The organism is Sphingobacterium puteale, assembly GCF_050986225.1.
In the GTDB taxonomy this organism is placed as follows: domain Bacteria; phylum Bacteroidota; class Bacteroidia; order Sphingobacteriales; family Sphingobacteriaceae; genus Sphingobacterium; species Sphingobacterium puteale.
The window spans coordinates 2,873,988-2,887,751 of the sequence record NZ_CP158959.1 but is presented as its reverse complement, the minus strand read 5'-3'; the positions used below and the strand labels follow the sequence as shown (position 1 = coordinate 2,887,751).

Below are 13,764 nucleotides of genomic sequence, written 5' to 3'. Positions count from 1 at the left end.
TTTTTAGTTTGTAATATCATTTGTAAACCTTAGGATTTATGCTTTTTCTTAAATTTTAACATCCAGTCATAAATCGCATCATCGTGAAATAAACGTTCGACACTGCCGTGCGTTCCACCTTTGATCACATTTAAACTCACATCAGCATCGGGATCGGCCTTTTTTATGGCATTCATAATTTTTTTGGACTCTGAGATTGGCACAGCACGATCAGCCGTTCCGTGATGCAACCAAATTGGCACCTGGCTCAGATTGGAAGCATATTGGCTCGATCCACCCCCACAAATCGCCACGGCGGCCGCAATACGTTCCGGATATTTTCCTGCAACATCCATGGTGCCATAGCCCCCCATGCTCATTCCACATACATAAATACGATCAGGATCAGCATGATAATGTGCGATAACATAATCTACAATTTCGATCACTTTATCCGGATCCCAACCGCCGCGGGATTGGGGAGCGACAATAATTCCGGGCACCTCCTGCCCCTTATTGATTGCATATAACACCCCATAGCGTTTGACGCGATCTAAATTTGTACCCGATAAGCTCCGTCCATGCAAAAAAACAAAAACAGGCTGCTTTTCAGAGTCCGCAGTATCACGGTCGGCATCTTTCAATAAAAAAGGATAAGCGGTTTCCCCTTTGATTGCTTGTATTTCCTGTGCGTTTAACTTTGTAAAAAACAGAAAGAAAACACATAAACATAGGTAAATTTTATGCATAAATTTATTTTATCAACGATTACTTAGTTTAATTTTGGAAGACTAAAAATACAATTAAATGATTTTTACCGACCGCATTTAACAACTTTTAACATTTCAGTGGCATCCGGAGACACCTTTTAAACTCATACCAGCATAAATTTAGACGGATATGCAATTATAATTGCATATCCGTCTAAATTTATCTTAGTTTGTACTATCTGGTAAAAAATTAAGGGCTCATCATGAAAATACTTCATACTGCCGATTGGCATTTAGGAAAGCGATTGGACAGCTTTTCCCGCATGGATGAACAACACCTGGTCATGGAAGAGATTATCCGAATAGCTGACCAGCAAGAGGTGGATCTGGTGCTTATTGCAGGCGACCTTTTTGACAGCTTCAATCCCGGTGTAGAAGCCATCGAGCTCTTTTACAAAACCATCAAGCGGCTGGCAAAAAATGGTGTGCGCCCTGTAATCGCTATTGCCGGGAACCACGATTCACCGAATCTGATCGACGCGCCGGATCCCTTAGCCCGGGCATCGGGCATTATCCTTATCGGTCATCCCAATGCACTTGTTACACCATTTACTACTGAAGGTTTCACTGTCACCCACACGGACAAGGGTTTTATCGAGCTTCGTATTGACCGCCACGACTATCCTATCCGAATACTCCACACAGCTTATGCCAACGAGATCCGGCTCAAACAATACCTCGGTGAAGAGAAAGAAGTCCAATTAAATAGAGCACTCGCAAAAAATTGGCAGGAGCTGGCTGAAGCCTATTGTGACGACAGGGGTGTCAATATTCTGATGGCACATCTCTATATGAATAAAATTGGCACCCCGCTGATCGAAGAGCCTGATGGAGAAAAACCCATTAAAATCGGAAATGCTGACCTGATTTATTCCGAGTCTATCCCCGATCAGATTCAGTATACAGCTTTGGGCCATATCCATGGATTCAAAAATATCGGCTCCGCGCAAAAGCCTGTTGTATACGCCTCATCACCGCTTTGCTATAGTTTTGCCGAAGCGGGACAGACAAAGTATGTGAACATCGTCAATGCTCTACCGGGCGAAGACGTCACATACAAACAAATTGCACTCCGTCAGGGAAAACCATTGGTCCGAAAATCATTTGCGGATATTGGCCAATGTATCGCATGGCTGTCCGAAAATCCAGAAACATTCGTGGAGTTAACTCTAAAGTCGCAAACATTCCTGAAAGCTGAAGACCGTAAACTGATTTATCAGACGCATTCAGGAATCGTCTATTTAATCCCTGTTGTTCAACAGGATCAACAAAATTTACTGGATAAAAAAGAAATTAATCTGACCCAAGATATCGCCACGCTGTTTACCGATTATTTCAAATCCAAAAATGCCAACCAGGCGCCTAATGAAGATATTCTTAACCTCTTTCGCGAAATACTAAATTCTTAAGCCCATGATCCCTTTAAAGTTAATTGTAGAAGGTATATACTCATATCAGGAACGTCAGACAATAGATTTCTCGGCATTGACAGAAGCTGGCCTTTTTGGGATCTTTGGCGCTGTCGGTTCCGGAAAATCTTCAATTTTGGAAGCAATTACCTATGCCTTATATGGCGAAACGGAGCGATTAAATGCTCGGGATAAACGTGCTTATAATATGATGAACCTCAAATCAAACCGTTCATATATCGAATTGGATTTCATTAATTTCGAAAACCGCACGTTCAAGGTCACCCGGGAATTTAAACGAAATTCCAAAAATTTTGAGGATGTCAAATCGCCAACCGTAGTATTATACGAAAACATTCATGAAGAATGGATTCCGCTGGAAAGCAGTAACGCACAACCTATCATAGGATTAAGCTACGAGAATTTCAAGAGAACGATCATTATCCCCCAAGGACAGTTTAAGGAATTTATTGAACTGGGTGCAAAAGAACGCACCGATATGATGAAGGAAATCTTTCAGCTTCATCGCTTCGATCTGCAGGACAAAGTCGCTACGTTGTATAAAAAAAATCAATCCGAGCTGGATCAGCTCAACGGTCAATTGATCGGTTTCGAAGATATCAATGGCGACCGCATCCGGGCAATGCAGGAAAAGTTGCTTGAAGAACGTCAATCTTTCATGCAGGTGCAAGATAGCAACACAGTCCTTCTGGAGAAATTCCAGGCACTTAAAAATCTGAAAGAAGATTTTCTTGAATTGCATAAAATGAAGGCGCGATTTCAACAGCTGACGAACCAGCAGGCAGAAAAAGAACATTTACGCCAGCGCATGATACGCTTTGAAGAGGCATGGACAAATTTCTACCATATCCTCCAGGCGCAGGAGAAATTGAGGCAGGAAAAAACTCACGAAGAGGGCAGGCTGCAGTACGAAGAAACGAAAACCAATGAAATCCAACAGCTTACCCAACAGTTGTCGCTGCAACTCCAACAGATTAAACCCCAGTACGACCGCTTAGCAGAACGGCGAATAAGTGAACTGGATCTGGAGCTCATTCTGCAGCTGATCCATTTTTCAGCAGAAATAAAAGTTTTAAAAGAAAGTGCTGAAAAAGGGCGAAACTTTGTCTTGGAAACCAAAGAGCAGCAGAAGCAATGCAAAATCAGTATCCAAGATGCTGAAGCCTTGCTCCTTGATCTAAAACAATCGCGACCATCGGCCAATGAGCTGATGGAGCTGGGGCAGTGGTATACTCAGCAACAGTCTATCCTTCAGCGGGAGGTTGAGCTTCATCAGCAACTTCTTGAACTAGGGACCGCAGTAACTGACCTGAAAAACAACTTGCAGAGCCAAGGATTTGATCCCCTCGACTTTGAATCCAAGTATAATAGTGAATTACTAACACTTGAAAGCAGGCTTAGCCAACTAAACGACGAGAAAGCACATCTTTTGTTACAGCAGAAACTGACACAATTTGCTGAGAATCTAAGTCCGGGTTCCCCCTGCCCTTTATGTGGAGCGCTGGAACACCCTGCCATCGCTGAGCGTATGGACATTAGCCAGGAGCTCGCCGATAATCAAAAGGCGATCACAGAAGTTAACGCAGGTATAAAATCCAAGACTGATCAAAAATTCGAGTTCGAAAAACTCCTGCTCCGACTGCATTCGCTAGAAGCTCAGCAAAATGACCTTAATGTAAAAAGTCAGGTAAACGAATCCCTTAAATCCAGCCACCTGCTTCAATTTACCTGGACAGATTACAGCAGTTCAGATGCGTCAATTTATATACAAAAAAAACAAGAACTTGCTAAGATTGAAACCCAGATCGTAACGACCGAACAAATGCTGACCAACCACCAGCTGGTCTTGGTCGATATCGAGAAGAAGCTTGAAAGAGCTAACAAAAGACTAAATGAGCTGGAAGTTGATGAAGTACGAAAACAAACCCAAATCAACCAGAATATAAGCCATTTAAAACATTTGAAATGGTCAGATTACAAATCTTTGGAACAGACCTCCATCGAAAATGAGTACAAGACGCTGAAAGCAGAAAATCTACAGATAGAACAGCATTTTAATACACTAACGGAACAATTAAATGGATTAAACAGCCAATTTGCTGCACAAAATAGCTTGGTACAATCCATTCTTGAAAGGATTGATAAAATAAAAGCTGAGGCCCTTCAAACCGAGACTACGCTCGGGAAATTGCTACAGACTTCTACATTTGACACAATAGATCAAATCAAAGAAACTTTAGCGGAGAACCTTCCTGTGCAACAGATCCGGGCAGAACTGGAACAGTTTCAGATCCAGTTTGAAACCCTCAGGGCCCAAATCGCGCAGCTGGACAAAAAGCTTACAGATAAAGTTTACGATGAAGAAACTTTCATCGCGCAGGAGAATGCTTTGAAAGAAAGCTCCCATCAGCTAAAAGTGCTCACGGAGAACGTCGCCAAGTACGAGCAAGAGCTGCATCAGCTGGAAACTGCTTATGAGAAAAAGGAGGTTTTACTTCAAGAACAAGCAAAGTTAAACTTGCGCAATGACAATCTAAAACAGCTCTTTAACCTTTTCAAGGGTGCAGGCTTCGTGCAATATGTATCTTCGATTTATTTACGTCAGCTCTGCGATCATGCGAATATCCGCTTTCACCGCATGACGCGCAACCAACTGAGTCTACAGATCAATGAAAACAATGAATTTGAAATCATAGACTATCTGAATGAAGGAAAAAGCCGGAGTGTTAAGACACTCTCTGGGGGGCAAGCTTTTCAGGTGTCATTGAGTCTGGCCCTGGCCCTGGCCGAAAGTGTACAATCCAATGCCAAAGCCACAAAAAATTTCTTTTTTATTGACGAAGGTTTTGGCACCCAAGATATCGCCTCCGTCAACATCGTATTTGAGACGTTACTTGATCTTCAAAAAGAAAATCGGATCGTAGGTATTATCTCCCACGTGGAAGAGTTGAAAGAACGGATTCCACGATCACTTTCCATAGAAAAGGACGAAGAACGGGGCAGTCAAATTTTCATCAATTAATTGCAAATCTTAAAGAAATTTTGTAAATTGGTTAGAGCACCGGTAGCCAAAAGACTGGTGCCATAACCAAAAACGAAAGATTATGGGCTTATTTTCAAATAACAGAAAAGGGAAAGGGTCGCATCCTTTTTTTCATAAATCAGCTAAATCAACCGTTCATCCAGCTGCAGCAAATACCAATCCATCCATTGTGCAACGGACAACACGAACCGTGCTATTAGTTAAGCAATATGATATTATGACCATATTAAAAGAAATTTTAATGCCACAGAATCAGAATTAACAATACTAAAAATCCAACTTATTTAAGCGGAATTATCGTTATTCCCTTCTCGTTTATTTATATCGCTGCCTGTTAGATGACATTTTTGTTTATCTACGTAGTGTTCGCCACCTTTTTACTGGATCCGCCCACCTGAAAAAGAAATAAAAAAAGTCATTGAAATTCTAAAAAGGAAATTTAATTTAACAATATAAAACATTTACAGAAAAATATTGTCATACGATACATACAAATTTAGAGCGATACTTATTACAGACACATGAAATACAAACAGATAAACAACAATTCCATCAACCAAATCATGCTTATCGTCATTATTTTGCTGATATGCATCTTGATATTTAAAAGTTTATTCTATTATCTTCCCGGCTTTTTGGGCGCAATAACATTATATATCCTGTTCCGAAAAATCAATTTTAAATTGACCGAAGAAAGAAAATGGAAAAAATCCCTCGCAAGTCTTTTATTAATTCTGCTCACAATTGTATTTCTGGTCGGCCCGCTTTACCTGCTGATCAATTATATGGTCCCTCAGGTAACTGATGCAATCAGCAATAAAGATGAGATTATGGAAAAATTTGATTCCATTAAAAACTATTTCAAGAATAGTCCATACCTCAGCAGCATTGATCTATCGGATACCGCTTTGATGGGCGGACTACAGCGGGCGGCAAAGTTTATTCCGAATATTCTGAATTCCGTTGCCGAAGTTGGTGTTAATGTTTTGGTCGCCTTATTTGTACTTTATTTTATGTTGGTAAGTAGCAAGGAGTTAGAACGGTTCATCTATAATGCCATCCCATTTTCCACTGGCAGTAAAGCCGAACTATGGAAAGAATTCGACATGATGGTCAAATCAAATGCTATCGGTATTCCGATCCTTGCCATGTGCCAAGGTGTTGTTGCCGGTGTAGGCTATTGGATTTTCGGGCTTGAAAGCCCCATTTTTTTGGGCATCTTAACTGCGGTATCGACCATTATTCCCATATTAGGCACAATGGTGGTCTATCTTCCAGCAGCTGTATTTCTATTGGCAAATGGACAATCCGGCAATGCCATCGGACTTGCACTATACGGTATCATCATCATCGGGAGTATTGACAACGTCCTCCGTTTTACGATTTTAAAAAAACTTGGCGACGTCCATCCATTAATTACTGTTTTTGGTGTATTGCTGGGATTAAATCTATTCGGCATGCTTGGATTGATATTTGGGCCTCTAATTCTTTCTTGCGTGGGCGTACTCCTTAAAGTCTATAGCAATGAATTTGGCCGAGGTACACCAGAAATCATCCAATCCACTTCGCTGATAGATCCAAACAGTCCACCCGACATCAGAGACAGGTCAGAGTAAGATGAATCCCGGGATTAATGGCGGTGGCCAGTGATATTAATGTTTAACCAGTAAACTGTCATAACTTAAGATTAGACACTGCATAATCCCATTTTTTTTATAGTTTTGATGCTTCATTGATATCGTTGAGGCACGGCTGGCATGCAGCTAAAGTTGAGGTAAAAAACAATCCTGTCGACGAATCTAAAAAAATAAAAAATCACGGAAACTGATTTAAAATCAAAGGTAGTCTATGAACAAAAAAATAATCTTAGGAGCAACCGCTGTATTCGCGGCAACCATGCTTTATTCATGTGACAATAAAGGCAGTCAAAAGGCAACCGGTACGGAAAGTAACACACCGGAAAATACCGCAGATAGTCACGATCATGCAGGTCACGATCATGCTGGCCATGACCATGCACAAGCGGCTCCCGCACAGTCGTCCGAGCCGGCAGCAATTCTCCCTAATTTCACCTTTTACCAACTTCGATCAGGTATACGTGTCAGCAATGAAAACCTTGCGAAAGATAAGAATACCGTTTTTATTTTATTTGATCCGGGATGCAGCCACTGCCAGCATGAAGCAACTGAACTTGAAAAAAATATCGATCGTCTAAAAGATGTAAACATCTATTACATCTCCATGAATGATCCGGCATTAGTTTTAGGCTTCTTCGACAGCTTTGCCCCAAAATTATCCAAATCCTCCAATGTCGAGGTGTTGATAGACAAAGATCAAACCTTTATCCAAAGCATACATGTCCCTTCGCAATTCCCGGCAAACTATGTCTACGGTGCTGATGGCAAACTAAAAGCACATTGGGAAGGTGAAAAAAATATTAATGAGGCGATAAGCCAATTTCATAAATAAGCTGAAATGCTGAATATAGCAATAAACGGATTCGGACGTATCGGAAGAAACACTTTGCGCAATATTTTTCTGCGTGATGTTTTTGACCAGCTGCAGGTAGTCGCCATCAATGATTTGGCAGATCCCCAGACTTTGGCACATTTGTTCAAATATGATTCAGTACATGGCCCCTTCCGCGGCACGGTAACACACGATGAAGATCATATTATCGTGAATGGTCATCCCATTTTGGTGACCAATGAAAGAGATCCTGCCTCACTGCCCTGGAAATCCTTGCATATTGATGTTGTTGTTGAATCTACAGGCCATTTCACAAGTCGCGATAAAGCGACACTACATTTAACTGCTGGTGCGAAAAAGGTGATCATCTCTGCTCCGCCGACAGACAAAGATATTCCAACTGTTGTATTGGGTATCAACGACAATGCGGTGGATCTCTCCGACTCCATTCTCTCGAATGCCTCCTGCACGACAAATAACGTTGCACCTCTGGTCAAAATATTAGACGACAATTGGGGGATAAAAGACGGATATATTACGACAGTACACTCCATGACGGGAGATCAAAATCTGCATGATGCACCGCATAAAGATTTGAGACGCGCACGGGCAGCCTCTTCGGCGATCATACCAACGACGACAGGTGCTGCCAAGGCGATCACCAATGTCTTTCCGCATTTACAGCATAAACTGGGCGGTGCAGGAATACGTGTTCCTGTTTTGAACGGATCATTGACAGATTTTACCTGTACTTTGGAAAAAGAAACGACGGTTGAAGAAATCAACAGCACATTCAAATCGGCAGCAGAAAATGAATTAAAGAATGTATTGTTTTATACGGAAGATCCTATTGTATCTGTCGATATCATAAACAATCCCTATTCGTGTGTTTTCGATGCACAGTTGACCTCGGTTGTGGGGGGGCTGGTAAAAGTCGTGGGTTGGTATGACAATGAATTTGGTTATTCCAATCGTCTGGTTGACCTTTTGATCAAGATCGACCAGCTCGTTTAATTCTGCTGCCCCTAAATTAGGTTGACAGAATTTAAAAATCAATATTGTCCTTGTCAGGTATACTGGCAAGGACTTTTATTTATATCTTTAAGAATAGTATCCATTGCCCAGTAGTATACCTTGTTTGTATGTCCTGTTGTTGGGATAGTGTCGTGATATATGTGTAATAGTCTATGCCCAAGTAAGACAGCTGGAAGGGCTTTAGAGTTCCCTTTCCACTCCCAGGCCAAAAAGTGCAAAATCATACTTTACCGGATCATTTGGATCCAGTAGCCGAAGATTGGCCGTTAACTCCTGTGCCGTCTTCCAATTGACTTTTTCTAAGGTAATCAGTCCAAATTTTCGTGCGACACGTTCAACATGGACATCACATGGACAGATCAGATCTTTTGGTGATAGCCGATTCCAGATACCAAAGTCAACACCATTGTTATCTTTTCGGACCATCCAACGCAAAAACATATTGATGCGCTTGACAGTGGATTTTTGTGCTGGGCTGCTGATATGCTTACGCGTACGTTGCGGATAGTCGGGCAGGGAAAAGAAATATGTCTTAAATGCATTGAGCGCCTGTTCTAAATTGACCTCCGAGTGCATTTCCTGTCCCACCAAAAAAGCATCCTCTAAAGAGTTAAAGTGATGGTAATGATGCTTAAAAAAAGCGACAAAATAGAGTATATCCGTATCATTGAACGTACGGTGCTTAAAACCAAGCAGGCTTTTAAGATCTTGGTCTCGATGATTCATCATAAAATCATAAGGAGCACCATCCATTCTTTCGATCAATTCATTGCATTTATTAATAATCGTTTTACGTTGTCCCCAAGCCATAATAGCTGCCAGGAATCCCATAATTTCAATATCATTCTTGCTAGAAAATTGATGTGGAATGGAGATCGGATCATTGGGAATAAAATTAGGCTGATTATATTCATCAACCTTTTTATCCAAAAAATCTTTTAAATTAAAATCTACGGCCATTACCCCGATCTATCGTCCTGTCTGTAATATTCCTTTGCAAATATTTGCGATCAAACCCGGCCCCTCATAGATAAATCCGGTGTAAACCTGAACAAGGCTAGCGCCAGCATCCAGCTTTTCAATAGCGTCTTTTGCAGAATGAATGCCCCCAACACCAATAATCGGAAATGCTTTATTGGATTTTTCGCTTAAGTAACGGATTACTTCGGTAGAACGCTTGGTCAATGGGCGTCCGCTTACTCCACCCGCTTCCCGGGTCAATTCTTGCTGGCTCTTTAATCCTTCTCTAGAAATCGTGGTATTTGTCGCGATAACCCCAGCGATCTGAGTCTCCATGACAATTTCCACAATATCATCCAGTTGGCTATCGGTGAGATCAGGTGCGATTTTAAGCAAGATAGGTTTGGGGGTTGATTTCGTTTTATTCAGCTCCTGAAGTGTGTTCAATATCTTTTTTAGCGGTTCTTTTTCCTGCAGATCCCTTAAGCCCGGCGTATTCGGCGAACTGACGTTGACAACAAAGTAATCCACATACTCAAAAAGGGCATTGAAACAGTAGATATAGTCATTTACCGCTTCTTCATTCGGAGTAACCTTGTTCTTTCCAATATTACCGCCGATTAGAAGTCCTTTTCGGTCTTTTAGGTTCTTCAGTCGGTTAGCAGCGACATCCGCCCCCTGATTATTAAACCCCATACGGTTGATCAGGGCTTCATCCGGTACCAGACGAAACATTCGTGGTTTATCATTTCCGGGCTGAGGCTTTGGTGTAACTGTTCCAATTTCGATAAAACCGAATCCTAAATTAGTCATATCGGATATATATTCGGCATTTTTATCAAAGCCCGCAGCCAGGCCTACCGGGTTTTTAAATTTCAATCCAAATACCTCACGTTCCAGGCGAGGATCTTCTACGGTAAAAATAGCATTCAATAATTGCTTGGCGCCCCAGATTTTAGAGAAGACATTCAATCCGCTGGTCACTTTGTGGTGAGCCGTCTCCGGATTCATGGTAAAGAATATAGGTTTGACTAATTTATACATAATCGCAAAGTTACTCAAACAAGAAGAAATATTCATTACTTTTGTACTTTTGCATCTGAAATGATATCAATAAATAACTTAACATTTGAAATAGGATCCCGTGCGTTGTATGACGAGGCAAACTGGCACATTAAACCGGGTGATAAAGTAGGCTTGATTGGCGCCAATGGAGCCGGAAAATCTACCTTATTGCGGTTGATCGTTGGACAGTACACCCCAACTTCGGGAACGATTTCCATGGCAAAAGATCTTAAGATCGGTTACCTCAACCAAGACTTACTGTCCTATCACTCCGATAAGAGCATACTATATGTAGCCATGGAAGCGTTTGAACGCCAAAATCAATTACATGCCGAGATCGAGGACTTACTTGCTAAATTAGAAACAGATTATTCGGACGATATTCTAAATAAACTCAGTGACAGACAATTGGAATTTGAAGCGCTGGACGGTTACAACGTGGAATTCAAGGCCCACGAAATCCTGGCCGGTCTAGGTTTCTCAGAAGAGGAACAAAAAAGGCCGCTAGCGACATTCTCAGGAGGCTGGCGTATGCGTGTGATGCTTGCCAAAATCCTGTTGCAAACTCCTGATATCCTATTATTGGATGAGCCGACCAACCACATGGACTTACCTTCGATCAAATGGCTAGAGAATTATTTACAGGCATTTGACGGCGCTATTGTCATCGTATCGCACGATAGGTATTTTCTCGACCGTATCATCAAAAAGACAGTTGAGTCACGAAAAGGAAAATTAACACTTTATGCGGGCAACTACAGTTTTTATCTGGAAGAAAAGGAATTAAGAAACGAATTACAGGCCAACCAGTTCAAAAATCAGCAAGCGAAGATCAAACAGGAAGAGCGACTTATCGAACGTTTCCGTGCCAAAGCTTCCAAAGCAAAAATGGCGCAGTCGCGGATTAAGGCACTGGATAGAATGGAGCGAATTGAAGATGTGGATGATGATAATCCAACGGTCAACTTTAGCTTCAAGTTTTCAAAACCTTCAGGCCGTCATGTGGTAACTTTAGACAATATTTCTAAATCTTATCCGAATTTAGAAATATTAAAAAATACCTCTGCAATCATTGAAAAAGGTGATAAGATCGCGTTGATCGGTGCAAACGGAAAAGGTAAGTCTACCCTACTCCGTATTGTGGCTGGCACAGATAATCAATTTGAAGGAAAATCGGAACATGGGCATAATGTGTCGCAAACGTTCTTTGCACAGCATCAGCTCGAAGCACTACACCTCGAAAACTCGATCTTGGCCGAACTGCAGGCTTTTGCACCAAAGCATACGGAGACCGAATTACGTTCGATATTGGGCTGTTTCCTATTTACGGGCGACGATGCCTTCAAAAAAATCAAGGTATTGTCCGGAGGTGAAAAGTCCCGAGTAGCTCTTGCTAAGGCATTGACTGCTGATGCCAACTTCCTGGCACTCGATGAGCCCACCAACCACTTGGATATGCAATCGGTCAATATTTTGATTCAGGCACTGCAGCAATTCGAAGGCACCTTTATTGTTGTTTCCCACGACCGCTATTTCTTGGATCATGTGGCCAATAAAATTTGGTATATCGAAGACAAAGAGATCAAAGAATATCCGGGGACATATCAAGAGTATGAGGAATGGGCTTCAAAGCGTCTTATAAAAACAGAGGTCAAACCGGAGAAAAAAGTCAAAGAAGAGCCAAAAGTTAAAAAAGAGAAACAAGCGCCATCTGAAGACCGTACCCGACTGTTGAGCAAAAAGAACAAGGAGCTTTCGACCTTGGAGAAAAAGATCGAAGAACAGGAAATATTGGTCAAGGACCTTGAACAGAAGCTGGCGGATGAAACTGTTTATTCGGATGCGACTAAGTTACAGGAAACTACGCGAGCATACAATTCGTCCAAGGCCGAGTTAACCCATTATCAGGAACAATGGGAGCAATTGGCTGAACAAATTATGGAATTGGAAAATGATTAATTTTTTTTGCTTAAAATCAGCTTTTTAAGCTGATGAGTGCGATTTAAAGCCGAAAAAATTTGCAGGAATAGGATTAAAGCCCTACTTTTGCATCACTTCAAACAAGGAACGATAGTTCAAAAAAGAAGTACGATTCCGTAGCTCAGCTGGTAGAGCAATACACTTTTAATGTATGGGTCCTGGGTTCGAATCCCAGCGGGATCACAAAGAGCGTGCTAAGGCACGCTTTTTTCGTTTAATTCATATCTTTTTTGCGTTTCTGCACTAATATTCAATTCATTTAAAGTCATCTAAAACCATACTCTGGTGTCCATTGTGGTGTCCATTTTAATGTCTGTAGGTGCAACAGGTACAAAACTATTTTTTCAATAAATGTTACAAGTAAAACGCAAACCTGCTTCGATTGAAGCGGATTTGTATTTTAACTACTTTATCATTGGAAAGAACTTTTATATTTTCCTATGTAAATTAAACCTATAGGTGTATCAGGATCATCATTAATTTCTATTGCAGAGTCCGTTAAATAAAAAACAGTATTAACCACTTCAATTCCCAAAGATCCACATTTTGCTATTGCATTCTTCAAATCGTCTCCAGCATTTAAAGGCACATCATTTTTTAATACATCTGATACTTTGAGATTGTGTTCGAACTTTAATATTCCTACAAAGTCAGGGTCAAGTTCATCAACTCCCTTCAAAAAACTTAGGTTTTCTTCCGATTCATCAGACAAAAAATATTCATCTAAATCATCTTCTTTTAAAGAGGTTTCTCCAATCCATATATGGATTATTTTCATTCGTTCTGTCGGTTCTATATACATAATGAAAAATTTAATGGTAGGTATTTACTTTCAGCTAAAACATCATTTACTGTAGATGATATTGAATCTTTCGTACCATCATTGTATCTCTCGTCTATACGAGTTTGTGGTTATGTATTGGCTCATTTCATCCACTTTGGCTATTAAGTACCATTCGTTACAAATTTCATCTTCAAGTTCTTCCCAGATAACATCATCCTCGGGATACAAATATTTATTGGTTGGTATAAA

11 protein-coding genes and 1 tRNA gene are annotated in these 13,764 nt (G+C 41.0%); 8 read left to right on the top strand and 4 right to left on the bottom strand.

Going from position 1 to position 13,764, the window contains the following annotated elements:
- Positions 1 to 29 precede the first annotated feature (29 nt).
- Positions 30 to 728 (bottom strand): prolyl oligopeptidase family serine peptidase, encoded by a 699-nt coding sequence (locus tag ABTV71_RS12105; RefSeq protein WP_121124562.1) that lies wholly within the window; start codon positions 726 to 728, stop codon positions 30 to 32.
- Positions 729 to 952: 224 nt separating this feature from the next.
- On the opposite strand from ABTV71_RS12105, the gene ABTV71_RS12100 reads away from it, so the two are divergent.
- The 6 genes from ABTV71_RS12100 (at position 953) to gap (ending at position 8,705) form a co-directional block, all read left to right on the top strand.
- Positions 953 to 2,158 carry a metallophosphoesterase family protein gene (locus ABTV71_RS12100; protein WP_433903353.1) on the top strand — a complete coding sequence of 402 codons (1,206 nt, stop codon included), beginning with the start codon at positions 953 to 955 and terminating at the stop codon, positions 2,156 to 2,158.
- 4 nt (positions 2,159 to 2,162) lie between these two features.
- Positions 2,163 to 5,201: an AAA family ATPase gene (locus ABTV71_RS12095; protein WP_433903352.1), complete on the top strand. Its 3,039-nt coding sequence runs from the start codon at positions 2,163 to 2,165 to the stop codon at positions 5,199 to 5,201.
- Between the two features lie 82 nt (positions 5,202 to 5,283).
- Positions 5,284 to 5,484, top strand: coding sequence for a hypothetical protein (locus tag ABTV71_RS12090; protein ID WP_147430397.1), 201 nt, complete (start codon positions 5,284 to 5,286; stop codon positions 5,482 to 5,484).
- A gap of 259 nt (positions 5,485 to 5,743) precedes the next feature.
- Positions 5,744 to 6,838, top strand: coding sequence for an AI-2E family transporter (locus ABTV71_RS12085; protein WP_121124559.1), 1,095 nt, complete (start codon positions 5,744 to 5,746; stop codon positions 6,836 to 6,838).
- Between the two features lie 232 nt (positions 6,839 to 7,070).
- Positions 7,071 to 7,691 (top strand): TlpA family protein disulfide reductase, encoded by a 621-nt coding sequence (locus ABTV71_RS12080; RefSeq protein WP_121124558.1) that lies wholly within the window; start codon positions 7,071 to 7,073, stop codon positions 7,689 to 7,691.
- Positions 7,692 to 7,697: 6 nt separating this feature from the next.
- Complete coding sequence (gene gap / locus ABTV71_RS12075; protein WP_121124557.1) at positions 7,698 to 8,705, top strand: type I glyceraldehyde-3-phosphate dehydrogenase; 1,008 nt, start codon at positions 7,698 to 7,700, stop codon at positions 8,703 to 8,705.
- Between the two features lie 201 nt (positions 8,706 to 8,906).
- Here gap and ABTV71_RS12070 read toward each other — a convergent pair whose 3' ends face one another.
- Entirely contained in the window at positions 8,907 to 9,686 is a 780-nt protein-coding gene (locus tag ABTV71_RS12070; protein ID WP_433903351.1) for a TIGR02757 family protein, read from the bottom strand.
- A 9-nt stretch (positions 9,687 to 9,695) separates the two neighbouring features.
- Positions 9,696 to 10,730 (bottom strand): quinone-dependent dihydroorotate dehydrogenase, encoded by a 1,035-nt coding sequence (locus ABTV71_RS12065; protein ID WP_433903350.1) that lies wholly within the window; start codon positions 10,728 to 10,730, stop codon positions 9,696 to 9,698.
- 60 nt (positions 10,731 to 10,790) lie between these two features.
- Between ABTV71_RS12065 and ABTV71_RS12060 the strand changes: the two genes are divergently transcribed.
- Positions 10,791 to 12,710, top strand: coding sequence for an ABC-F family ATP-binding cassette domain-containing protein (locus tag ABTV71_RS12060; RefSeq protein ID WP_121122093.1), 1,920 nt, complete (start codon positions 10,791 to 10,793; stop codon positions 12,708 to 12,710).
- Between the two features lie 131 nt (positions 12,711 to 12,841).
- Positions 12,842 to 12,914 (top strand) — tRNA-Lys (locus ABTV71_RS12055).
- 229 nt (positions 12,915 to 13,143) lie between these two features.
- On the opposite strand, the gene ABTV71_RS12050 is transcribed toward ABTV71_RS12055, so the two are convergent.
- Positions 13,144 to 13,533, bottom strand: a complete 390-nt coding sequence (locus ABTV71_RS12050; RefSeq protein ID WP_433903349.1) for an immunity 22 family protein — start codon at positions 13,531 to 13,533, stop codon at positions 13,144 to 13,146.
- Positions 13,534 to 13,764 lie beyond the last annotated feature (231 nt).

What these genes read in the sequence shown, in the direction of transcription:
- ABTV71_RS12090 (WP_147430397.1), top strand. Translation starts at nt 5,284, where the DNA reads ATGGGCTTATTTTCAAATAACAGAAAAGGGAAAGGGTCGCATCCTTTT.
- ABTV71_RS12065 (WP_433903350.1), bottom strand. Translation starts at nt 10,730, where the DNA reads ATGTATAAATTAGTCAAACCTATATTCTTTACCATGAATCCGGAGACG.
- ABTV71_RS12085 (WP_121124559.1), top strand. Translation starts at nt 5,744, where the DNA reads ATGAAATACAAACAGATAAACAACAATTCCATCAACCAAATCATGCTT.
- ABTV71_RS12105 (WP_121124562.1), bottom strand. Translation starts at nt 728, where the DNA reads ATGCATAAAATTTACCTATGTTTATGTGTTTTCTTTCTGTTTTTTACA.
- gap (WP_121124557.1), top strand. Translation starts at nt 7,698, where the DNA reads ATGCTGAATATAGCAATAAACGGATTCGGACGTATCGGAAGAAACACT.
- ABTV71_RS12100 (WP_433903353.1), top strand. Translation starts at nt 953, where the DNA reads ATGAAAATACTTCATACTGCCGATTGGCATTTAGGAAAGCGATTGGAC.
- ABTV71_RS12080 (WP_121124558.1), top strand. Translation starts at nt 7,071, where the DNA reads ATGAACAAAAAAATAATCTTAGGAGCAACCGCTGTATTCGCGGCAACC.
- ABTV71_RS12070 (WP_433903351.1), bottom strand. Translation starts at nt 9,686, where the DNA reads ATGGCCGTAGATTTTAATTTAAAAGATTTTTTGGATAAAAAGGTTGAT.
- ABTV71_RS12060 (WP_121122093.1), top strand. Translation starts at nt 10,791, where the DNA reads ATGATATCAATAAATAACTTAACATTTGAAATAGGATCCCGTGCGTTG.
- ABTV71_RS12095 (WP_433903352.1), top strand. Translation starts at nt 2,163, where the DNA reads ATGATCCCTTTAAAGTTAATTGTAGAAGGTATATACTCATATCAGGAA.
- ABTV71_RS12050 (WP_433903349.1), bottom strand. Translation starts at nt 13,533, where the DNA reads ATGTATATAGAACCGACAGAACGAATGAAAATAATCCATATATGGATT.